The 24,179-nt window shown below is 48.9% G+C and carries 12 protein-coding genes and 1 pseudogene; all 13 read right to left on the bottom strand.

Features of this window, described 5'->3' with window-relative positions:
* Nucleotide 1 precedes the first annotated feature (1 nt).
* Nucleotides 2–598, bottom strand: coding sequence for an RNA polymerase sigma factor (locus P9H32_RS15385; protein WP_322609803.1), 597 nt, complete (start codon nucleotides 596–598; stop codon nucleotides 2–4).
* A gap of 292 nt (nucleotides 599–890) precedes the next feature.
* Nucleotides 891–2,297 (bottom strand): hypothetical protein, encoded by a 1,407-nt coding sequence (locus P9H32_RS15380; RefSeq protein WP_322609802.1) that lies wholly within the window; start codon nucleotides 2,295–2,297, stop codon nucleotides 891–893.
* A gap of 121 nt (nucleotides 2,298–2,418) precedes the next feature.
* Nucleotides 2,419–3,888: a sulfatase-like hydrolase/transferase gene (locus P9H32_RS15375; RefSeq protein ID WP_322609801.1), complete on the bottom strand. Its 1,470-nt coding sequence runs from the start codon at nucleotides 3,886–3,888 to the stop codon at nucleotides 2,419–2,421.
* A gap of 173 nt (nucleotides 3,889–4,061) precedes the next feature.
* A complete protein-coding gene (locus P9H32_RS15370; RefSeq protein ID WP_348534506.1) occupies nucleotides 4,062–5,546 on the bottom strand; it encodes an arylsulfatase in 1,485 nt (494 codons plus the stop codon).
* Between the two features lie 402 nt (nucleotides 5,547–5,948).
* On the bottom strand, nucleotides 5,949–6,653 hold the full coding sequence (locus P9H32_RS15365) for a PEP-CTERM sorting domain-containing protein (RefSeq protein WP_322609799.1): 705 nt from the start codon (nucleotides 6,651–6,653) through the stop codon (nucleotides 5,949–5,951).
* A 678-nt stretch (nucleotides 6,654–7,331) separates the two neighbouring features.
* The gene (locus tag P9H32_RS15360) at nucleotides 7,332–9,764 is read right to left on the bottom strand and encodes a DUF5703 domain-containing protein (RefSeq protein ID WP_322609798.1); all 2,433 of its coding nucleotides are present in this window, start codon (nucleotides 9,762–9,764) and stop codon (nucleotides 7,332–7,334) included.
* Between the two features lie 63 nt (nucleotides 9,765–9,827).
* A complete protein-coding gene (locus P9H32_RS15355) occupies nucleotides 9,828–11,222 on the bottom strand; it encodes a glycoside hydrolase family protein (protein WP_322609797.1) in 1,395 nt (464 codons plus the stop codon).
* Nucleotides 11,223–11,394: 172 nt separating this feature from the next.
* Nucleotides 11,395–14,190 carry a polysaccharide lyase family 8 super-sandwich domain-containing protein gene (locus P9H32_RS15350; protein ID WP_322609796.1) on the bottom strand — a complete coding sequence of 932 codons (2,796 nt, stop codon included), beginning with the start codon at nucleotides 14,188–14,190 and terminating at the stop codon, nucleotides 11,395–11,397.
* Nucleotides 14,191–14,365: 175 nt separating this feature from the next.
* A pseudogene (locus tag P9H32_RS18130) lies at nucleotides 14,366–14,500 on the bottom strand (IS256 family transposase); the annotation flags it as partial.
* Nucleotides 14,501–14,685: 185 nt separating this feature from the next.
* Nucleotides 14,686–17,313: a glycoside hydrolase family 2 protein gene (locus P9H32_RS15340; RefSeq protein ID WP_322609795.1), complete on the bottom strand. Its 2,628-nt coding sequence runs from the start codon at nucleotides 17,311–17,313 to the stop codon at nucleotides 14,686–14,688.
* 596 nt (nucleotides 17,314–17,909) lie between these two features.
* Entirely contained in the window at nucleotides 17,910–20,492 is a 2,583-nt protein-coding gene (locus P9H32_RS15335) for a DNRLRE domain-containing protein (protein ID WP_322609794.1), read from the bottom strand.
* Between the two features lie 537 nt (nucleotides 20,493–21,029).
* Nucleotides 21,030–21,806, bottom strand: coding sequence for a PEP-CTERM sorting domain-containing protein (locus P9H32_RS15330; protein ID WP_322609793.1), 777 nt, complete (start codon nucleotides 21,804–21,806; stop codon nucleotides 21,030–21,032).
* A 326-nt stretch (nucleotides 21,807–22,132) separates the two neighbouring features.
* On the bottom strand, nucleotides 22,133–24,001 hold the full coding sequence (locus P9H32_RS15325; protein WP_322609792.1) for a helix-turn-helix domain-containing protein: 1,869 nt from the start codon (nucleotides 23,999–24,001) through the stop codon (nucleotides 22,133–22,135).
* Between the last annotated feature and the right edge of the window lie 178 nt (nucleotides 24,002–24,179).

The raw sequence follows: 24,179 nt of genomic DNA, 5'->3' as shown, positions 1-24,179 counted from the left end.
CTTAACAGGTTTCCAAATCCTGGGTAAGATCAAGCACTTCCAGATAGAGTCTTTTTTTCACCCGTTTTTTCAAGGTATAGACCGATGAAACGGTCAACCCGGTCCGATCAGCAATTTCCGGAGCCGACAGACCGTCAAGTGCCAGTTCAAAAACCTCTATAGCCTGTCCTTGAAACAGCTTTTTCACCCGCTCCATCGCTTGACTCGCAATATACGTTGCCCACTCCTCTTCGATATAGGTGTCGACTTCATTTGCACGACCGAGCAATGCAATATCCTCCAGCGTTCTCCACTTTTCAATCCGTCGTTTTTCATTCACCCTTCGGCGGTAATCTTTAACCGCTGTATTGCGGATAATGGTGCTGAACCACGTACGGAAACGTCCCACCGAACGATCATATCGTGATAAATTATCCAACAGCACCACGAGTACCTCTTGAGCGAGATCATCCAAATCGGAAGGCGGCACATTCAATCCATGAAGCACATAATGTATAAACCGTCTGTAATGAGCCACCAGCTGTTTCCAAGCCTCGTCATCGTTCAGATCGACCGCCCGTTGCAAAAGCGTATAGCTGGTTTTATATTGTTCTTCCATAGGATTAGTGGACTTCTCCGGCAACAACGCTGAAATTACTTTTCAGAATATACCACACCGACGATCAGTCCCCAAAACACTCCAGCTCATTTTTTCTCAGACCGCTTCAGATACAGCCTATCATCAATCAGAGCCGATAAATCCTGAGTCGAACAAATAAAGAATCTCTGGTGTCAGAGCCGCTAGCGCCATAATCCGCCACCAGCCCATCAGAAAACCAGCCAGAAGCAGGCCTATGAATAAAATTTACTTTTTAAATCATCATGCCACAGCCATCCGGCAGCGTAAGCGATCATTTAAAAGTGACCGAAATTTGATCCATAACCACATTCACATTCTGATCCGGTGCCGAAACGGTACGGTATTCAAAACAAAAGCCGTATCCTTCCGGCAGCGAGCTCAGATCCAATCTGGCCGGCGTCGTCTCGACAATTCGTGCAAAACCGGGTTTCTGGGAATAAGTTTCTTTGACCTCCTGCCAATCCGACCATTGATCAACTTTTCCGTCACCGGTCGTATCCACTCCGGCACGGGCCTCAACGCCCGGCACCCAGGGGCCGGGACTGATAAAGTCCACTTTGCCCTGTTGCTGAAGCAGATAAAACCGACCTTCTGCAAACCCTATGGACGGGTCCGGATGCCCTCCGCCAAGCTCACCGCAAAAACTGAATTCTTTATCCAGACTGTCGCTTGTAAAACGCCCGATTCGAATTTTTTCCCCGACGGGATCATAGTCACAGAATAGATAATACTGGCCACCGACCTTAATGGCCGTCCAATCGCCATACGCATTTTGCTCCGGCTCATGAATTTCATATTGAAGCGGAGTCTCACTGGATGAATGCACATATTCACCCCATTTACCGGTCGGGTTCGTGCGGTGGTCTACTGCCGGAGGCAGAATCTTAAAATCGTTAATACCATCGGGACTCACCGCATGGCCGGCGAGCGGCGAATCCCAAGAATGTTCCTTCGCATTAATAGGATCCCAATTCTCATAAATCAGGTGAAAACGCTCGTCTTCATCCCGGAAAATCGCACAATCCGAACCATGTGAAGGATCGGCAAAAACCATGCCCTTATCTTCGCCCATTTTTCCATCACGCAGATCGGAATCGATGATGAGATGAGGGTCCTGATCATTGGGATTATCGTAATAAATATAGAATTTCCCATCGGCATATTCCGCCGTGGTCACCCACCGCTCTCGATATCCGCTAACCGGGCCGTAATGTGTCCATGTTTCCATATCAGTACTGTGCCAGGCATGATATCCCATTTCGTCATAGGTATGATGCTTCAGCGTTTCCTGAACACGCTTGGGATGCGTATCGTATTTGCGGGCCAGCAACCAATAGTCCCCGTCCTTGACCGGAATCAGAACAACAGCATCGAGCGTCCCTTCCGGACCGACATTGGGCACTTCTTTCCAGTTATCCCATGCCGTGGTTTGTTTGAAGGTGATCGATTCGAGCGCGCGTTTTTTATCGAAACGCTTCATGGCACTGGTGAATTGACTCTCCGTCGCAATCGATTTTGCCTGGGCATCCACAATTTCAAGCCGGGAAGTGGATGAGGCGGCATCCAGCCATTCATTCCGGGAGCTGATGGTCCAGGTCTCAGACGTGGCACACCCGGTCATAAGCAAGGGAATCACCCCGACCATCGGCAGGGACTTCAGTACAACATTTTTATTCATTTCATTTTCCTAGGTTTCACATTGCAACACTGTGTTTCTGATTTCAAAAATGCGCGCGATTGGGGATTGACCAGAACGTTAGATTTTCCCGACTGACAACGGCGCAGAAAACAGCATCGGTTCAAAACGTTTTTGTTCCGGGAATATATTTGGCATCCTTTTCTGGAATCAGACGCGCTTTTATTTCCCAGTCCACCTGACGATCCAGCAGAACGCCGTATTCCTGATAACCGTTGTAATCAATGGTCTGCTCCGCCCAACGCCTGACTTGATCATCATATTCTTTACGCATTTTATTCAGCACCGGCTGTGCTTCCGGATTGCTGGCGAGATTCGTCATTTCGAGCGGATCTTTGGTTAAATGAAACAACTCTTCAGTCGCTTTCATTCCCTCACCTTCATAAAACCAATAGATATATTTGTATTCACCGTTGATCACAGAAAGGCAGCGAGTGCCCTCCTGTCCGAAGACCTGAATAATCGGCAAAGTTTCACGCACTTTACTATGTTCGTCAGCCACGATGGGCAAGAGACTTTTCCCGTCATAAACGTCCGGAATGCCAACCCCCGCAACATCCAGAATGGTGGCGGCAATATCCACATTCCCGGTCAACGAAGTTGTACGCCGCATGGTCCCGCGTTTCGGGCTGCGCGGATCGTAAATAATCAGTGGCGCTCGGGCACCTTCTTCGTAAGGCAGCGCCTTTCCTCCCAAACCGTGCGATCCCAGCAAATATCCATTGTCTGAGGAATAAATAACAACGGTGTTTTCCGCAATCCCCAGCTCCTCGACTCCCCGCATAATTTTTCCGACCGCGACATCCACCCCGTAGATCAGCTGATGATACTTCCGCAATGTTGACTGATATTTTTCATCCGTGCTGTACGCCTCGTCCCAATATCGTTTGTACTGACGGTCCTGACGCGATTGTTCCGCTAAATGCAAACCGGCTTCACGACCGTAGTTTCCCGGCTTTTTCCATATCGTGTTTTTATAAATATGATCAAATTGAGGGTCCGGCTCGAGAGGTTTATGCGGAGCTTTGAAACCAACCGTTAAACAGAAAGGTCTGCCCTCTTCAACAGCATCACGCATAAAGTCAATTGAAGCAGCGGCCAATGCCTGAGTCAGATGCGGATTTTCTTTTTCATACGTCCCTAAATCTTTGTTTTTAGCCGTCGTATAATTGCACTGACCACCTTTCGTCAGATATACATCGAAGGTTTCTTTCACGCCGGTTCCTTCGATTCCGCGTTGATCCACATTTCTGTTATCTTTTACAGCAAATCCGAATTTTCCTGCGTTACCAACCCGATAGCCGGCTTCTTTCAGCAATGCGGGATACGAGGTGGACCATTGCTTTGTGCCCATAGCCCCATGATCAAAATTGCACCCGTTTTTGTATTCATACATCCCGCTCATCAGGTTCGCCCGACTTCCCATACAGATGGCCGTTGTATCGTAATGACGGTCGAACACCAAACCATGCTGACCAAGCCGGTCGATGTTGGGCGTCTTAACCTGGTCATTCCCGGTGATGCCTAACGTGCGATAGGCTTGATCATCCGTAAGCAGGAACAGGATATTCATTTTTTTCTCTGCAGATGCGCTTCCCAGCGCAAGCACGAAAAACAATAAAGCATAAGCATGCACAGCACGTCGTCTCTGTTTTTGCGTTTCAGTTTTCTTCATTTTATCCCTGTCTTTCAATTCAACACCCCTCTGCAAACGGCTTCACGGCCCACCAATCGATCGCACCAGAATCATTGTTCACCTCCGGCCAGATCTGGTCGCCCGGAATCCAGTTCACGTTCCAGAATCGTTTTAAGTTGCGATACCTTTTCCGGATATTGATCCGCAAGGTCGTGGCGCTCTTCGTTATCGGTCAGAATATTATAGAGCTGGAAGAGACCACGTTTTTTATCCGCTTCCACCAGTTTAAACCCCTCACGTGAAATCAGCGCACTGCTTCCCATAGTGGTTTTTCTGTTGTTAACAATGACGTAGTCATGTGTTTTTTCCTGCGGCTCACCCAGCAACGTCGGGAGATAGGAAATGCTATCCTTACCCTGTGGAATCTCACCGCCCACCAGTTCGGCCAAAGTAGCCATAAAATCGTAATGCGCAGATAACAGGTCCGTTTCAGTCCCCGGCTTAATCTGCCCCGGCCAACGAACAATCAGCGGACACTGCATCCCGCCTTGATAACCGCTTCGTTTCAACCCCGCGCGTCCCCCCGCCCCGTTAAAGACGTCGCCGCATTCCGATGTCCGCCATTTTTTATCCGTAAGATTTGCTTTCTCCCCGCTGGGCAGGATCTGTTTGGCATATTCACTTTTCGGTCCGTAATAAAGCTCATGCCCATTGTCCGAAGCAAAAAAGACGATGGTATTCCGGTCCAATCCCTGATTCTTCAGTTCCTCCATAATCAAGCCCACATGATCATCCAGCATTTTGACCATTGATGCATACTTCTTCTCCGCCAGCGATAAGTGCGGATCGTCTGCAAAGTCGGGATGCAGTTCCGGAATAGCTACAGGTCCATGCGGAAGCTGTGTTGGGTGATAGAGGAAAAAGGGTTCATCCTTATGCTTGCGAATATATTTCAGGATGTCTTCAATAAACACATTCTGCGAATAGGTTTTGCCGCCATATCCGACGGGCTCATTCCCTGCTTCACTGGTTTTTCCGCAATCAGGAAGAAAATTCCCTTCCAACTCGATTTTATGGCCATTCCGCCAGATGTAAGGGGGGTAGAAACCGTGACAACGGGTATGGTCATAATAGCCCTCATAAAAGTCCCACCCGAATCGCTTGACCCGCTCGTGCCAGGTCAGGAAACCTCGATCAAGCTTGCCGAACTGTGCTGTTTTATATCCGGCGCGCTGAGCAACTTGAGCGAGGAAAACCTCGTCTGGAGCAATCGGATGGCTTTTGGCCTTATGTTCAGTAAATCGTTTTTGGAATTCCTCCTCGGAAATTTCTCCTGAATCGCGAAGAATCGGCAAACCGCCACGGTTATTCGCCCAACCCCCAATCCGACCATCGTGCATCCCCGTAAGCAGGGTCCAACGAGACGGTGCGCAATAGACGCCGCCATAATAATTATTAAATTTCATCCCCTCTTCAGCCAGCCGGTCGATGTGCGGCGTCTTCACGATCGACTGACCATAGCAACCCAGCATACCCGGCCCGAGATCGTCGGCAAAAATAAGAATCACATTCGGCTGTCCCACAGCAAATGCCATGACCGCGCCCAACAACAGCGGGGCGATTAAACAGTATCTAAAAAATCCGGTACTCATTTATTTTTCATCCTGTATTTTATTAAAACGCTCAAGGCGAGAGCTCGACTTCCGCGTTTAAAGTGCAACCCGAACAGTGCCCATTCGAAACCTCACACGATTTTTCCATATTCAACAGAACCCGGATTTTCTTTCGAAGGCAACCGGAACAACAAATACGAAATAATGAAACCCCGAAAAACCGACTCCCTTACGCTTCATCCATTTGATCCCTATGTTTCTAAAAAACCGCGAAGAAACCGAACAGGAGGAAAAAAAAAGGGAACCCCCCGGCCGGAATCTACACGGGAAAAAGTTGAACATACCCCGCAGAATCCAGCGGGGTATTCAAATTACCGTCCATGCTTACATCATGAATCGACGGCGGATAAAAAGAAAACTCCCTCCTGCAACCATAATCAATCCTAATGCTGCCGGTTCCGGGACGACGGCTCCGAAAACCTGCACTTCACCCATCCCCGCGTACTTTGTTGAACCGCCATCGCTACCTGAGGTTGAATCCACCTCAAAAGCCAGATAGCGACCGGTTTGGGTCAAACTGTCAAAAACCGCGTTGGGAGCCGTAATTGTTGTATCCTGCGGATTCACGGAAACAGCGGCAGCCGCCTGCAAAGAGGCCCAGCCTGTTGAATCAAATGCAGCCTTGCTTCCGGCGACATTCAACGTATCCGCAGTAGATCGCACATAAACATTCATGCTCGATACAGAACGGCCGATATATTGATTAGTGCTGGAATTAAAGTTCCAGATGCTGATGGTATCGAGCGCATAGACTGCCCCCAGGTCCAGAATGATCCAGGCCCCGGAATTATTGTTAGCCATCCAGCCCTCGCCCTTCGAAAGATTATCATCGGCCGGATTCATGCTGTACTGCGTCCAGTCATTCACATCCCCGGTATTAACCAGTTCAACACCGTTGTACAGATTGCCAACTCCCCGGCCGCCTGATTCCGAACTGGCCGTTGATCCCGTAGGGATAATCAGAGCAGCGTGTACCCCTACTGCTGTCGTCAGCATAGAAGCCAACACACTATGTATTATTTTCATCATTTTCCCTTTTAATTTTACACCGAAAATATGAATCACATTCAGACAAGTTCACTGGAAAACGCCACAAATCCCCACTTACTGCTTATTTACCTATTCCCACCCGACTTGTTTATTGGGACACCCGTTATTATTTTTCCTGTGCACCCTCCTCGGCACAGCCGCTCATTCCAGTAGAAAGCATCAATCTGACGATCTATACAGCGACCAAATAACCGATAAACCGCGACAGAAGATGCACAGAAAACCGGATGTAAAAATCGTAATGTTTTATGACCGCACCGCAGCCGTTCTCATTGGTATGGCGACCTGAATATTCGCCGCTGAGCGAATCGGTCAGACCTGCTTATAAATGAGAGCATCACGGGTCAAATGCCGGAAAAACCTGTTCATCATACGCTTCATTTTCTCTTTGAAGCACTTCTTTAGGATGAATTCCCAATCTTCTTCCCGAGAGAGGCTTCCCGACTTTTAGACCATATGAATTCGCTCAAGCTCACCAGCGAATTATTGAACATATGCGCGCTGCAGGAATGGCAATATCAGAGCACGAACCAGAAACGAATGCCCGACCGAAGACCCCCAACGCCTTCGGTACATTCACTCAGAATCTAAGAAAAGATGAGATCCGCCATAAAACGCAGCATCAAACTTTAAACCATCCGCATGACCCGCCATCACTTATTTTTCCCAGCAGTTCACCACATCGGACTGCCGACGCGCAGGGGTTACAATCAGTTTTTCTACTCGCCCGTTGCGGAAACAAACCTCAACCGTCGTATTCTTCGGTGCATGCAGCTTAAAATCGACATCCACATCCTTCGGCCAGGCGGGCAGAATCAGGATCTTATCTCCGAACGTTTGCATCAGCATTTCCTGCAAACCGATCATGCCGGCGCCGCCCTGATTCAAATCGGGAATACCATCATAGTTCGGTCCCCAATAGATGGGGAATCGCCGCTTGGTATCATCGCCCAGTTTGAGTTTATGATATTCCAGTGCTTCATCTGTCAGGCCCATCCGTGCCAGAAAAATACCGCTCTGATTCCAGCCGATATGTGTGCGACGCATACTGTTGTCATATTTCCAGGTATTGTGAAACGTTTCCATTTCATCATCCAGCAGCGTAAACCGGTTATACGGAAAGAGCGGATACCATTGGGGCGACTCGCTGCTTTCAGCCGGCGGGGCCCCCTCTGCTGCACTCATCACCCGGTGTCCTTCCAACTCCCCGAACGGAAAATCCGGAACGCGCTTAAGAAAGTCCTGATAGTACTCCTTATCTCCCTGCGAAATATACGGAACGTCGATGGAGAGCAAGGTCTCCAAACAGGCGCGTAACCCCGAAACAGCATCAACCGGATTTTTCACTCCTTTGTAAGCCTCGCATGCCTGCGACGGATAGATCACCAGTTTCCCGTTTTCATCCAGCGTCCGGCCGCTCCGGGCTTTTTCACGAATCTGGTAATGCTCATCATAAAACTTCAGCGACTCGCGAATAAACGGCATGTACCGTTCGAAACTCTCGCCCGTGTAGAGATAACGCTCCAACAGCATATACGAAAATTCAAGCTGCAAGGCATGATAATAGGAAAGCGACGGATTAATCATCACCCCTTTCTCAACCGGCGCCGCTGCGCCGATACGGCCGCGCACCCGGGGATCGCAGAACGGAATTTCCTCGCCACGTTCCGCCCAGTGCCCCGGCGCATTGGTCCAGCCATAACAAAATGGGATATTGATTCCCGAGGGATCTGTATTCTCACAGAACGCTGCGCCGCCATGCCCGAATGCATCACGCACCCGAATCATTGCGCCGGGCAATGCCATCATATAGAGATCAAACTGCGGTATCATCATGTCAAAATCACCCGATTTCAACATTGGCCAGTAAAGCAATCGCTGATTTTGAGCCGTAAAAAAATCGCCGCCCCATCTGCGCCAATCCGGATCATAGCCCGGTCTGTCATCAAACGTCAGATTTCCACCGTTAAACTTGGACGGAAATTCGCCATATGCATTTCCTCCAAGCACGTATCGCATCAAATTATAGTTTCGGCCTATCTGCCAAACCGGCGACGTTTCATCCTTATGATCCGGGTTCACCACAATATAACTGCGCTCCCAGAACTGATTCCACCACGCTTGATTCCTTGCAAAATTACCCTGCGTTTTAAGAACGTCCTTACAGGAAGCATTCAGCTCAGCAACCCATTCTTTTACATCCTCCCGTTGCGCAATATGCGTTGCCACAAAAAGATGATGTTTTTTTGCCGCCGTCTTACTTTCAAGGATCAGGGATTTAAAATCGGTCTTATAATATTTACCTTCGCCCTCGCCCGCCGGAATCGCATTCTCCGCGAACAGCCGGCCGCCCATCGTCCGATTGGCAATCACATTGGTGAGCTGATCTTTGTATGACTCCAGCCCCTGCTGTTGAATCCCGAAATTCGGCGACAGGGTCTCTTCGGGATTCCGGTGATAAAACAGGACCGAGTTTTGATCGAACGAAAAACCTTCATCCTTCCGTTTAATCACTTCAAAAGGAGCCAGCACATAAGCAAACGAACCGAAACGAGACGTTCCAATATGTCCTTTTTCAATCTTATCCTCCGGCTCCGTTAAACTTTTATCCTCGGTACGCCAGCTTTCATAAGCCGCCGACCAGCGGACCGGTTGGTCCGCATCGATGGTCACATTCACTGAATGCGTAAACTGATCAACCCAGAGTTTAATGCGCGTTTCAAAATCGCCCCTGCCTTTGCCCGTGGCCTTAATCGAAATATAACCGTCCTTCAGAACCAAACGCTGGGAGAAGTCCGCACAACCCTTCAGCGGATTTGGATCAAGAGCAATGCGGATACGTCCCAATTTAATATGCTCTCCGATTTCAGAAAACGAACCGCTTCGCTGCATATAGAACATGAGATCGCCGGTCTTCTCCTCCACCCAGACATTGCAGGCCATATCCCCGGCACCAACCGGCATATTTCCCTGCACATCCCGGCTTGGTGTTTTCCATTCAACATCATACCGGTCGGTCCAGTATTCGCTTCCGAACACTGCTCCGCACACACAAATCATCCATCCCCATACTGCGCATCGTCCTGCCATATTATAATGCTCCTATGCATCCGAATGTTCTATTCATGCATGCGGCCCGCACATCCGAATCCCCTACTCGTCCGCAACAACAGCCGTCGGCAACGTTGCAAATCCAAACAGCAGACTGCCATCCGTTTTACGGCCGATTAACTTTGCGGCATAATGATCCGGAGAGATTCCATTTCCCCGGCCAGCAAAGGTAACCAGCAAATCCGCTCCCGAAACCTCTGTTGAAATGGGCGCACAGCCTTTTCCGAAATTAACCGCTTCCGGCGCGCCGAAAGACAACGATGTCCGGTCCACATCCCGACGGGGATCAAAACCTTCTTCTGCCAAAATTTTAACTTTAATTTCCGCAGTAGCCGCCGTGATGGGCGCCGTATTCAAAATCTGAAGACGACGCGGGACCTCCAACGGAATAACTATATTTTTTGAGCTGTGGTTGTCGTTGGCCAGATCATCATCTTTATAAACATCGATCACAGCAAAATTCATATGCGTTGCCCGTCCGTATTGATCCTGCCGGACTTTCGGCCGCTCAAACTTCCACCATTTCTCCGACGTTCCGCCCTCATGTTTCATAATATCCGGGGTATAGGCCAGTCCCGGTGCCCATTTCCATTTAAGTCCATCTTTCGAACGCATATAAAAAGCCGCGCGTCCCCAGCAGTCGTTCACAATCAGATTATATTGCACCTCGTCTTTCCAGATGACGGGATCTTCCAGAAGATATTCGCCGGGCAGTTTGGGATATACACCGCCGGTGACCTGAACAAAATTTTCATCCCCTTTTTCACTGATAAAAACAACGCCGTTCTTGTTCATCATCAGCACACTCCCATCTTCACGGGGCACAAATGTTTTATTGGATTCATTGATGTAACTTCCCGGCTTTTTGATGTGCAGAGTCGTGTCCAGAAGCGTCCAGGGACCATTCAGCGTCGGGCCATGATAGGATTTACGCATCACTCCGATTTTATAGCTTCCGTCCGCCAGGCGATAGATCTCCGGATTGTGCCCCGGACCGACTTCATCGATCACCTTATACGGACCCAGCGGGTTATCGCTGACGGCATGCACGACAACTGAAGACCACCACGTATGATGCCCGGAGGCTTTGCCCCCGCCCTTTACATTATCTTCCGGCCAGCGGCATACGAACAGATGGTTTTTGCCGTCATCCCCCACAATAATATTTCCGCCCCAATAGGAATATTCGGCATCCTCGATTCCGTTTTCAACCGCGCGCGGAATCACATTGGTCGCGCCCCAAACATCAGAGCGCAATTCACCGTGAACCGGAACAGGTAGAAACCGATCAATAAATGCCGCTCCATAAACCAACCCTTCCGGCGGGACATAAGCAGACGGCGGCCGCTTTGCCCGGCACACCCCCATTGTAAGAACCAAAACCGCGAGAACACACGCACTTCGTTCACATCTTTTTTTAATTACTTTATGGATCATATTCTCTTCATACCTCATATGTTTTGTCTTAAAATACAGCATCTGAACTGTACCTCAGATTGATTTAATTACCGCCAGCCGGTTGTGACAGCCTAATGCGGAAAAACATTTTATCTGCACTTCTTACCTGTTGCTCCACCAAATTATATTTCTGATCTTCTGAAACCTAAAATTACTCGGCGAAGAGGCTTCGGTCTAAGGAAACCTGTTGCCCTGCATTCCCGTCAGTGGGGAGCACAATCTGCCGGGCAACACCACCGATGGTGACAGTGATGGTTTCCGCGGAATGAAGCGGATCACTGACGATGACGCGGTCGTTTTTCAACATGAGCAGGCAGGGTTGATTGACTTCAACAAGGATGCCGCTTTGGCTGGCGAGGCTTCCGGCGCTATAAAATACGGCCTGAACACCAACGGAGTTTTCAATGGCTAACAGGTCTTCAGTTTGGCTGAGAATCTTGGTTTCATTATTCAGAATGGCATCAGCCATTTGGGTTCCATCGGTTTGTGGGTAGAGCGTATATGCATAGCTGGCGTTGACGGGTGAGGCCCCATGGTCAATCCAAATGCTGAATACATCACCGGTGATGGCACCATTTTCATAGAACCCATTGATATCCTGCCAGTCTCCGGTTACTTCTCCGAAATTAACGGTGGCGGGTTGGAGAAGATGGTAGCCGATATTGTTGTGTTGAACCCAGGTGCCAGCTGCCAGTGTATTGGTACCGGTTGTTAAAGGGCCTGAAGCGGTAGTTACAGGACCATTGAGCCAAGATTGCTCTACGGAGGTATAAACGGAGCCGGAGGTGCTTCCGCCGATGCCTGCGCCCAGGCACGTAACTGTGTCGGCACCGAAGAACCAGGCTTTGCGGGCGGACAGATTCTTACGCTTATAAATCATCGCGGCCATACCATTTTCGCCGTCGTTTAAGACACCGGCATAGGGCGATTTTCCATACTCATTATTCCAGCCATTGGGGAGCAGGTTGTCGTTCCCCTGATCGCACGTCGTTCCGGGGAGTCGGTGCCAGTCCCATAGGCCGGTTACATCCTCATATTCTGCGCCGGTTTGGTAGAGATAAAGCACACCGTCGGCAAGATGAGCGCCCAATAGATTTTGTTCATTCGCCGTTTCGGTGCCGACGACTCGCGTGGAGGTCATTTTTACGGAACTATACCATTCCGGGCGACGGTGAACAGCCAGCTCGGAGCGCCAGAAGGAACGATGACCGGGACGAGGGTTTGTTGAATCAATCACCTGTTCATAGGCAACCCTTGCGGCGGGATCGATCTTGATCATATCCCGAAGTTGATTGGCCACTTTGGTGCCTCGCAAGGTCTGCGTGTTCGGATAAAAGTTGCGCCCGACTCCGCTGAGATCCATCCGTCCCTTCCAGATCACCCAGGCTTCCCCTTCGAGCATAAAGTTGCGCAAAATTTCAAGACGCGAGGCTACGGGGGCATAAAGGGTATCGCGCATGTATAGGCCTTGTTCAATCATCAAGGCGGTCATGCCTAAACCATAATTACCAAACTGCTGTTGCGGTCCATGCTGGTGGTAACTCCAGTCCGGCTGAATGCCTTCTTCGGTGGTGATGTATAGTTCGTTCCATAGTACGGTGCTGGCCTGATGCATAAGCGAAATATCTTTGTCTAATAAACCGCGCATGAACACTTTTGTGGCCAAACTAACCTGATTGGCACCGGTCATATCCATCGCGGTGTTCTTAAAGATTTTCGAACGCCCTTCGGTATACATGGATACAGGAAGGTCATCCCCAAGCAGGGTGAATGTGCGTAAAAAGTAAAGGGGTACACTGATTTTCCAGGTAAACCAGTTTGGATTTTTATAGTCTTCATCCAACCAATGCTGGAGCCCTAGCAGGATGGCATCGAGCAGGACGGGATCTTTATAAAAACTGGAGCGGCTATCGACATAGGATTGAGCCATCGAGGTCAGTCGGGTCAAATGAATCGTGGTGGGCCAGCCGGAGCGCTGCTGACTCTCATAATCGACATCTGGCCAGGTGCCGTCAGCCTGCATGCTGTCCAGATTGGCTTGCGTAGTGGCGTCGTTGGGGGCGTTCTCTGCGAAATAATCAATAAACTGAGAGTGCACTTTTTGAATATCAATCATCTTGTCCTGGCCGTTGAGGCGAAAAAAGGCGACAGGGGCGTCGTTGGTTTGGTTCCAGCGATGCTCTTTAACGGCAAAAACGGTGCCATCAATTGATTGCCACTCATTCGAAAATAGGTTGGTGCAATATTCCAGATTATATTGGTAATCCAGATCCATTCCGGTGGCCTCGATCTCTACCTGCTGATCATTCAGCGAGGCTACATGGAAACGAGTGGGCGCAGCATGCACCGAAACCTTTAGACCGGAAATGCCTACATTCTTCCATTTTGAGTTGGTGATGGCCCTGCCGGTAATGACAACGGTGCCATTGGTGTCGGGGTAAATGTTTTTCCATGAAAAATAAGTGCTCTTCGTGGTACCGTCTTGAATATATTCTGTCGTGTCGCCTGTTCCGGTTACGATTTTCCAGGTGCTCGAAATACCGGTTGGGCTGGGAATGACGTCAATAGTACAGTGCCCCTCCAAATCCAAGCCAGAAAGGGTTAAGGTGAGCCCGAATTCGCCCAGGTTAGCTGAGCCTCCCGTTCCGGCATAGAGGCGATCATTTGTCAGGTTGGTGCTGATCCCGGATACGGCATCACGCGGAGTTCCAGAGGCATAATTATACGTGCCGGCATAGTGTGCATATTGAAGAGTGATGCCGCTTGTTTTTCCTAACCGGTCTTTCAGGCTGATCGAACTCGGAGAGCTGATATTGTTATATTGATCGGTTACGTCGGAATAGGCGTCGCCAGCAGGGCCGAAATCAACATAGATCACATTCGTTTTAGCTTGAGTGGTCCATACTACCCAGAATGACAGTATCCAACTTATGATTATTCTATTCATTATAAAAACCTTTCTCTTTACGTGATTCTCCCCGCCCGTAATAGCGTCTCCGCAGGTTGTATACAGAATCTCTCGTGCTTTTGTTATGAGGTTCTCGGTTAGTTAAAAATGGAACGGTACGTTCCGGTCCGGTTATTCCACCTCGGCTTTACCGAGGTGGGATGAGCGTGGCTTCTCATATGGCCTCCTTCATACGTTCAAGTTCGTAGAGCCGTTCCATACAGAGGTAGCTTTTGGAACCCCACTGGGTTTCGGCGATGTGACGGAGCCGGGCCGCGACCCGCATCAGGGCCGAACGACCGTCCGGGAAGCCGAACCCTCCCTCAGGAGGGACATAGACTGAAGGCGGCCGTTTTGCCTGACAACCGCTCGCGACCAAAGCGAATACTGCGACTAACCAGATTCGATTACTAAATCTGTTATTCATCTGTTTTTGATCCCAGTTTTCATTATTCATTTTGTGCGATGTTAAAATGCGGCTTCAAATGTTTTTCACTAAGGAACCTCGACGGGGATAAGCTCATAATAACTGTTCCAATTATTTGCACTGTTTCCGTGCGACTGAATGCGAATAAACCGAATGGACTGCGTCCCGGAAAAGTCAAAACGTACCAAACCGGAATTTAACGAACTGCTGCCGGAAAAATATTCACTCCAGTTCTGCCCATCCACCGATCCGCTGATATCCAGACCGTATGTTCGTTCATCACCTTTATAAAATTTGATATCAAGCCCCGAAACCTGCTTCATTTCGCCCATGTCATAGGTAATGGTAGGTGTTCCCTCAGCAGCCCAACGAGTGGACAAATCACCATCCACCAAATGCGGACCGGGGTTACCTGCTTCATAATCGGTTACGGTGATCCCGGAAACAGGGATGACTTCTCCAAACAGAATGTCACAGGTATGCGTGCGCATCACAGAGCCGGAACGCCCGACGGCTGACAGGGTATTTGTTCCATTTGCCAAAGCCACCGACCATGAAAACAGATTGGATTGCGTACCGAGTGAAACGCCGTTCTGGAAAAACTCCACTTCATTCATGTTGGAGAAAACGCGATAGACCTTATTGGAATCGCCATCCCGCGGGGTCCATTCAGCCGCTTCTATGTACACCACCGGCTCATCGTTCCAGTAGGATTTCATCAGATAAAAGCCCGGCTTTTTATCGCGTTTAAAGGTAACCATTCCCTTCTGGTTGATATGCGGCATAGAATCGCCGCGCCACACGGAACCGAAATCGCAGAACGCCCACCAATTGGCTCCGCAAAGCCAATCAATCTGCTGAATCTGTTGCAGATGCGACTCCAGAAAATCATTCTGATATTCAATACTGAAATCCTTTGAGCGCGGGTTCTCCTTTCGAATCGTCAAATCGGAACCCGCCCCGAACTCGGTCAGAATTAACGGTGTATCCGGATCCTTCGCGTGCAGTTCATTCAGTCGATCCGTCAGGTCTGTGTACGAATTACCATACCAACCGCGATAGAGGTTATACCCCAGCACATCGACGGCACCGCCAATGCCTGCATCGGATGTATTGTCAGTATCCCCAGTCACATAACCCGCTTTGCGCAACGGATCCTCCTGATGAACCAGCTCTTTCATTCGAAGCAGATACTGCCTTAAATTCTCGTTCGCCCACACTTCGTTGCCCATGCCCCAAATCACAATGGCAGCATGGTTGAAGTGCTGCTCAATCATCTCTTTCATCATGGAGCGCAACGTGGGTTCCATCGCCGAAATATTTCCTCCAAGGTATGGAACTTCCTCCCAGACCAGCAGCCCCATTTCGTCACAAAGCTGCACGACATATTCATCCTGCTGATAGTGGGCCAGGCGCAGCCAGTTGCACCCCGCTTCCTTAATCAACAGCAAATCGCGCCAATGCTGCTCCAACGAAAGCGCATTGGCTTTCTCAAAATAGTCCTGATGACGGTTGACCCCGCGCAGTTTGTACGGCTCCCCGTTCAGGAAAAATCCATTATTCGCCGTTATCGCGAACGAACGGAAACCATAGCGGGTCGTAGCGGAATCAATTAACGCGCCCGATTGTTTCAGCTCAATAGCCACTTGATAGCGCTCCGGCCGTTCAGGACTCCACAACCGCGGCGTCACCAGACTCGGCATGGCAACCAGGACATTCGTAAAAGACCCGGCGCTGACTTCTACCGTGTGGCTCCCGAAAGAAACCACCGAACCATCCAGATCCAGTACCTTAACCCCGACATCCACGGATTGTGCCGATGCCGATCCGTTATCCACACAGACCTTCACCTTCAGATCCGCTTCCGCCTCACTGACAGACTCACTCCACAGCCTGAATCCGGGGCCGCCATAATAGTTGCGGGCAATCGAAATCTCCGGGGCAGAAATCAGCTGAACCGAGCGGTACAGCCCTCCATACGAATTAAAGTCCGGGGTTTTATTGGCGGGTTTGGCCTGCGGGGCAACATCGCTCACCGTTTCATTATTCACCCAGACATCAACCCGGTTGGTACCCGCCGAAACCTGTCCTGTCAACTCGCAGACAAAAGCGCTGTACCCTCCGTTATGAAACGATAGTTCCGATCCGTTCAGATAGACCCGTGCTCGTTGCGCGGCTCCTTTAAAACGAAGATACAAACGTTCGGAAAGTTGATCCGGCGTAACCACCAGATTCTTCCGGTACCAGGACGATGCCCGCCGGTAATCATTGCTATGCACCGAATCAAAAGCATTCCACGAATGAGGCAGGGTAATCTGTTCATAAGCGCTGTCATCATCCGCCGGAAGTGTTTCGGTATCGCGCTCCAGATAAAGCCAGTCATCATTCATGACCTGCACATTCGCCCACGGATTTTTCAGGGGCGGCATCGTACTTTCGCTAAGACGGAAAAAAGCTGTTGGCGCTTCTGAGGAAACAAGCCAGTCATGCATCGCCGCATTGGAAACGACCGCCCCCTGACTCATCCAGTTGGAAGCGGTCAGGCTATCGCTCCCCTGAAGCTGATAGTCTATTTCGGGAGCAAGGCCGCTCGCCGCCAACACCATGGTAGACGGCCCCTCCGAATTCATTTCCATCGAGATTCCTAATGAGTGCTGTACCAGAAAAAACAGTGCACTAAAGATCATATTTTTCATCAAAGCTTCCTTCTACATTTAATCCAGCAGCAATCAGGGTTCAAGCCATGCCTTGACCCGGTAAAAACCGGCCGTTGAAACGCCCGATGTAACATCCTCAATCCGATTCGTATCCCCATTGCCAAAATTTGCTGATGCCCCGGCACCACGTCCCATTTTCCCGTCACACTTCCGGCCTGTTCAATGGAGTGGAAGCGCGCACTGCCCGACGCATCCAACCCTACCGATTCAAACCCGTTTTGATCCTGATCGATCAGCTGACGATCCCCGCCGACAGCCGCATGCAAATAGCGGCGGCATAATAAACCGCGTTCACCCAGCGGTTATCCCCATAGCCGGGTGCTCTTCCATCCAGTAATCATTGACCCGCTCCACAACTTCAAACACGTCATTCTGCGGAGATAAGCCTTCACACCGACAAACAAAATGCCAACCGCCAGCAAATTGCGATATTTAGCTCTATAGATTAAATCAATCATCTCATCCGCATTCCACATGGGAATCAAAGGTCCCCGACATCGAACACACAAAAGATGAGCACGGCATGAACCCGTCATACCGCGCTCCCCTTACGTATGCTAAATGCCGTATTGCATCTATTTAGCAATCAACCGGAAGAAGCTGGTTGCAGCTCCCGTATCCGGCAGGTTAAAGGTATGCACCGTGTTTGTACCCGTCGTGGCAACCACTTCAACCGGTGCCCAGGTAGGTGCAATCATCAGATTTTCGTCCCACTGGAGCTCATAGGTAAGACCTTCAGCAGCATCAATCGAGATCGTCATATTTGATGAAGTAATATCAATGATGTCGTATGCCAGATCATCGGGATTAAACGGAGGCAGGAACACATAAACGGCCATGTTGTCAAAACTTGCCCGGTCATTAAACGTACCGAACCCAAACTGTACGCCACTGGCGGCCATGCTCATGAAAGCAGGATTATTGGAGGAACTGCCATCCAGCAGGACGTCCGAAAATGAACTAGATCCCGAGCCGCTCAGTCCGCTTACGCTGAAGGACATGCTTTCGGTGTCTGCATCCCACTCGACCATGGTGGTGTACCAGGTATCGTCCGCGAGCGAACTTCCAGTATAATAGACGGTAGGCGGCAAAGTTGCTGTCTGTGTCCCATTTGTGTTGGTCACCAAACCATATTTAACCCCATTGGTTACTGCCCACATCTGTTTCGAAACATCGTTTTCACCCAGACTTAGACGGTAATAGCTTTTATCATCCATATCACCCACAAAGAGCAGTGCATCATCATAGCCGCCTTCATTCTCATATTTCACATCAGCCACCAGCACGAAATCATATTTCGGGTCAACGGAAACACCGTCCCATAATGCCCAGCCTGAAGCCTGATGGTTATCGATGCTTACAAGCCCGTCACCGACATGCAGGGCCGTTCCTTCCTCGGCTCCTGTTTCATGATTGACCCCGTTGATCGTTGAGATTGCATTTTCATTGATGGAAGTCACTGAGTTCATGACCCAGGTAAAGTGGGCAATACCGCCATTCTCAAAATCCTCGGTAAAGGACGGATCGGTAAGCGTACGCAAAGCAGTACCCGCAATAACAACATTGTCACAGCTGGCCCGATCGTTGAACGTTCCGAAGCCAAACTGCACCCCTCCGGCGGCCAGATCCTTAAGAGACACTTTATCGCCGGAACCATCCAGTACGCTCGCAAATATCAGCACATTAGATGAGCCTGCCACTTCCTCTACATGAAGAGTCAGGGTTTCCGCTGCAGCATCCCAGCCAACCGTTGCCGTGTACCAGGTATCGTCAACTAAAGCCGGAGCATACACTCCAAGCGCAGTACCGTTGCGAACGCCGCCTTCAATCAGATATGCACTTTGGGCGTCCGTACTTTCACTGAGTCCCAGTCGGTAATAACTTTTTCCGTTAAGATCGCCGATAAAGATCTGGCAGTCATCGTAATTGGATTCCTGCTCAAACTTGAAATCAACCGTCATCGTAAAGTTCGATGCCGGGTCGACCAGCAGGTCGTTCGCCTGTATCCAGCCGGCGGCAAGCGTGTTGTCGCCACTGGCGCTCAACCCATCGCCGACATGTGCTGCCGACCCTTCGGCTGCTCCGGTAGCATGATTAACGCCTGTAGTAGATGAATACGCATTGGAATTTGCTGCATCAGCCACATTCACGATCCACGTAAAGTTGGTCATTGTGCCTTCAAAATCTTCGTTCAACAACACGGTCGTCACGACTGGAGGAGGCGGCACCGGACGATCGTTCACTGTAACCGTCACAGCATCGTCTTCTGTCACGGTGCCGTAGGTATAACTTGCCGCAACCGTAACCGTCTGAGAGAAATCAACTGCCCCGGCCGTCAGAACCCCGGCGGAAATAGTAGTCGTATCATTGTCCTCAGACCATATGGCGGTATTGGTAACATCATTCGTGCTGCCATCGTCAAAAAATGCCAGACAGGTATATTGACCCGTTGTCTCTTCATAGATCTCCGACGGACCGAAAACCTGAACAGAAGTCAGAGCCAAGCCGCCCGAGTCAGCAATCAGAAGCGAAGCCCCTTTTGTTCCGGAGGCTTCTTCTTTGGAATAAGCGTAAAAACCAAAATTAGCCGCCGGATCATTGTATGGGGCAACAACGAAGGTTACTTCATCATTCCCTGCGGCCTTGGCATCCCTCAGGAAGGTCAACATATTGGCCGATGCCATTTCATAGGCTTCCCCCGCCACAATACCCAGATTCGCATGGGTGGCGTCAGCTGTATCAAACAAAGGCGCAGGAGAGCCGGTCACGTCCCCGTAGGTATTAATATATTTCATCGGTGCGGTATTCCATGTTAGGGCTGTTTCATCCCAGGAGTCGGTGAGCCCGTAAACACGTATTTCACCGGCACCGCTCGTAGAGGCCAAACTCTGTATATGCAACGTCAGCTCGGCACTCACCGCAGCATTCAGCTGCGCTTCTGTTATCGAGCTGATATCAAACTGATAATAGCCCACACGCCCCCAGTTCTGAGATGGGTTGGCAGAACGGACAAACGTGTTCGTATCGCTTCCAAAGTTGGTGTCCTTGGTTGATGCCTGAATGAATGTATCCTGCTGAACATCCAGTATAAAATTCTCCGCATTCACGAAGCCCACGCATCCCAGAATGCTTAATAGCATTGTTAATATTTTACTCATATCTTCTCCTATCTTGATTGTTATTGCCGTGTATCAGACATACGACGATGTTTCAGAATATGTCCCCCATTCTCTTTGTAAGAGAAGAGATCCAACACGCCAGATCAATTCATTCAATTCCCATCTTATTTTTTACCGTTTCTACGCTGATCTCACTTTCGTCGCCTGCAAAATTGCGCCGAAACCACCTAAAAAGAAGTGCTTCACACACAACCCCCTTTATTTAATGCATTCTTATGTCGATATATTTTGAGGGGATTGAGTTTTTTGCAGAACGGAAACGGTTGAGCGTTCAAATCCATCCTGTTAAACGGCGCAGGAACTTCCTCCACCGAGATCGCTAAGAGTTAAATGAAACGGGGATGATTAATTATCGTCTATTAACGAAAACAAGTGGTTCCCGATTGGGTCCGGCTCTATCTGGATTAAGTTAAGAATCCCGGACCGATTCCTGAAAATCACCCGGCACAAGGCCGGATGTTCTCATTGGTAAAAACCGGAAATACGGCTGACTGCGAATGCTTTGTAAACGACCGGTTAGATTATGAGTCGACGACGCACAAAAATAATGGCTCCGCCAAATGCACCGATCAGCCCGAGCGTAGCCGGTTCAGGAATAGCTGTCCCTGTCAGCTGAATATCATCGAAACTGGCCCGGTCATTATGTGTTCCAAACCCGAACTGAATGCCATCAGTGTAATCTTTCAGAGACACATTATATGCTGTTGAACCATCCAGAACCACGCTGTAAGACGCAGATCCGACCGTTGCAGTCAGCGTTTCAGTTGCAGCAACCCATGAATAGGTAGCACTATGCCAGGTGTCATCGGCAAAAGTAGTGCCGAAATCTGCTGAGGCATTCGCGGAATTCCCTTCCCGTTTTCCGTTCTTAGCAATATAGAGCAACGATCCCCCCGCACCTTCTGTAGTATAGGATGTGTAATAATTACCGGCATCCAGATTTCCGAAAGCTAAAATTGCATCGTCGAACGTACCCTCCTGCTCAAACTTAAAACTATAGGACAGGGTAAAATCGGAATTAGCATCAACAGCAATACCATTAGCCTGCAACCAAGCTCCGGCCTGACTGTTATCCCCGTAGGTTACGCCATTTCCGACATGGCCGGCCTGCCCTGTAACCCCGGCAACCAAACTGCTTTTCCCTGCATTGGACCCTGCCGCGGTGCGATCAACCAAGGTGAAGTTATCTAGACCGGCGGTATCAAAGTCTTCAGTAAAACTGAGTGGATCTGCGAGAGCAGACGTAGCAACTGCAAACACAACTGCTGTAACGAGTTCTTTTGTATATTTCATTTCATTTCCCTTTTCTTTGTCAAACCGACCGTTCCGGTCGATTCTCATTGATCACATCAAGCACCCCTTTTAAAAAGGCTGTGCAAGCAATGTAGGACATGAAAAAATAAAAAAGCTCAGAAGCGCCCTCAAAATTGTCTGAACAGACCCTCAATTTCCTATTTACTTTGCAAATAAAGGGTTTTATGGCCCACATCAAAGGGACGTATATGTCTTCTTGGGGTTCAAAAAGGAGTCAATCTTGAAAAAAAGAAGTGCCCGAAAAACACCCTGAAACCGCCTGATAAATAATCCGACACCTCATTGATAAACATGATAAATGCGAATTAATCCTGCCGATTCTGAAACTGATAATCTTTAGGCGTCATCCCTAACTGCTTTTTAAATACGGTCGTAAAATAGTTAGAAGAGTTGAAGCCTACTTCAAAAGCCGTTTCTGTTACGTTTTTTTTCATCAGAATGACTTTTGCCATTTCAATACGAACATCGGTCAAATGCTGATTAACGGTATGACCTGTTGATTTTTTAAACAGGGCCATAAGATAAGAACGACTGACGTTCAGTTTTTCCGCAATTTCACCAACCCCGATATCTTCACCGTAGTGTTCAGCTATAAATGCCAGAGCTCGCTCAACCACATTGTCCACTCTGGATTCGCCGACTTCGGCAATCTGTTTCGCATAGAATATCGTTTCACGGTGTACGATTTCCTCAACCTCTTTTACCGATGCAGCTTGATCGATTTTAACTCCGGAGATCTCCATTCGGTCAAATAATATAACCGGATCGCCTCCATCTGAAATAACAGCATCGGAAATCATAAAAATAATTTCATGTACTCGCTGTTTGAGGACTCCAGATCTCCCATGGCAAAAAGTATTCAATTTTTCCAGCAAAACATGAATGTTATCATTTATGTCTTCGACATGGCCTGAACGAATCTTCAGCAACAGTTCCTGTCGTAAACGGAATGGATAAGTGGCGTTGACGGCTGATTGCGCCAGATCCGTGTACCGAACCACCATGTTACCGCCATTCGATGATGCATGCAGAACGGCTTCATACGCTTCCTGATAAGATAAGCGCAATTCGGAGAGTGAGGAATATGACGTTCCTATCCCAACACTGACCGTAATGGACAGATGCTTCTCAACAGATTCACGTAATGCTTCTCCAACGGCCAGTATGCTGTTTTCATCCAGTGTATTGCCTTCGCAAATACATAACCCGATATTGAGCGACCCCGACGGAAGAAAAACATAATTTCCAGCCTCTAATATTCCATGAAAAATATCGGATCCTAATTCTTGATGTATAAATTCCCCGGAAAATGCGGCCGCATTCACATCATCTACGGATAGATCAGGCTTAATCACAATGAACCGGCTCACCTCTGAAGTAACCCCGACAGCATTGAACAGTTTGCTCAGCGTCGCTTCTGTTGCCGATCGCTTTCCAATACTATGAAATAGTTCTTCATGAATAAGTGGACTGAAAACTTCGGCTTTATCCCGCATCTGACGAATATCCAGATAAATCGAAACTCCCCAGAATATAACGCAGATTATCGAGCTCGAATAAAGAATCCACCATTCCTGCAAGGCTGTTCCTATGATCATGGATATCCCGAAAAGAAGTACCCCGATCAAATTATACCGAACATTAATGTTACCGTCTTTTTTCGAAATAAATAACACGCTGGGCACAACCATCATCAAAAAAGCAGCCGCAATCTGCAGCCCGTGGACATACCAAATAGTTAAATGTAATGACTTAATCTGGCGTGGTGTGTAGCCAAAAAACTTTCCTATTTCACAAATCGAAACGCAGTCCCGGATTAAAATATACAGCAGCGAAAATACGACTCCCGGAACATATGCAATAAAATACCACTTAGTCGTAACCCGGTATTTCATCTGAATGGCGGTTGCCAGCAATAAGGAGGGAATCCCAACCCCGAAAAGAAGAAACATCCTGATATACAAAGCATTAGCGATTCCGGTGGTCGACAACCACTGATGCAGCAAACGTCCGCCGAGAAACAGAATAAACGAAATAATGAACGCAGCGTAAAATGGATAAATTCGCTTAATTTGTTTTTTGATTAGGGTGAAGTAGATCAAAAAAGCTAAAAAAAACTGAGCGGAAATCAGAGGAACGATCTCTCTCAAAAAATATTCAAGCGTCAGTTTCATAGCCTTTCCCCCTATTCAGTCATCAATACTTCTTTTCAACGCCTTCAGAATATTGAATAGCATTGCATCTGCCCCCAAATCTTAGGTCATGGATCGGCTAATTCATGACAAAACCAGCCGGATCCTGCTTGATGCCGTTGCGAAACGCCCTCCGTCCTCCCTTAGGCCTTGTTGAAAT

The organism is Pontiella agarivorans (genome assembly GCF_034531395.1).
Lineage (GTDB): Bacteria > Verrucomicrobiota > Kiritimatiellia > Kiritimatiellales > Pontiellaceae > Pontiella > Pontiella agarivorans.
Note: the sequence above shows the minus strand (reverse complement) of the source record. Positions and strands in the feature narration are given on the sequence as shown.

Bases quoted from the DNA above. Each gene is read 5' to 3' on its own strand.
- P9H32_RS15385 (WP_322609803.1), bottom strand. From the start codon at position 598: ATGGAAGAACAATATAAAACCAGCTATACGCTTTTGCAACGGGCGGTC.
- P9H32_RS15380 (WP_322609802.1), bottom strand. From the start codon at position 2,297: ATGAATAAAAATGTTGTACTGAAGTCCCTGCCGATGGTCGGGGTGATT.
- P9H32_RS15375 (WP_322609801.1), bottom strand. From the start codon at position 3,888: ATGAATATCCTGTTCCTGCTTACGGATGATCAAGCCTATCGCACGTTA.
- P9H32_RS15370 (WP_348534506.1), bottom strand. From the start codon at position 5,546: ATGGCATTTGCTGTGGGACAGCCGAATGTGATTCTTATTTTTGCCGAC.
- P9H32_RS15365 (WP_322609799.1), bottom strand. From the start codon at position 6,653: ATGATGAAAATAATACATAGTGTGTTGGCTTCTATGCTGACGACAGCA.
- P9H32_RS15360 (WP_322609798.1), bottom strand. From the start codon at position 9,764: ATGGCAGGACGATGCGCAGTATGGGGATGGATGATTTGTGTGTGCGGA.
- P9H32_RS15355 (WP_322609797.1), bottom strand. From the start codon at position 11,222: ATGATCCATAAAGTAATTAAAAAAAGATGTGAACGAAGTGCGTGTGTT.
- P9H32_RS15350 (WP_322609796.1), bottom strand. From the start codon at position 14,190: ATGAATAGAATAATCATAAGTTGGATACTGTCATTCTGGGTAGTATGG.
- P9H32_RS15340 (WP_322609795.1), bottom strand. From the start codon at position 17,313: ATGAAAAATATGATCTTTAGTGCACTGTTTTTTCTGGTACAGCACTCA.
- P9H32_RS15335 (WP_322609794.1), bottom strand. From the start codon at position 20,492: ATGAGTAAAATATTAACAATGCTATTAAGCATTCTGGGATGCGTGGGC.
- P9H32_RS15330 (WP_322609793.1), bottom strand. From the start codon at position 21,806: ATGAAATATACAAAAGAACTCGTTACAGCAGTTGTGTTTGCAGTTGCT.
- P9H32_RS15325 (WP_322609792.1), bottom strand. From the start codon at position 24,001: ATGAAACTGACGCTTGAATATTTTTTGAGAGAGATCGTTCCTCTGATT.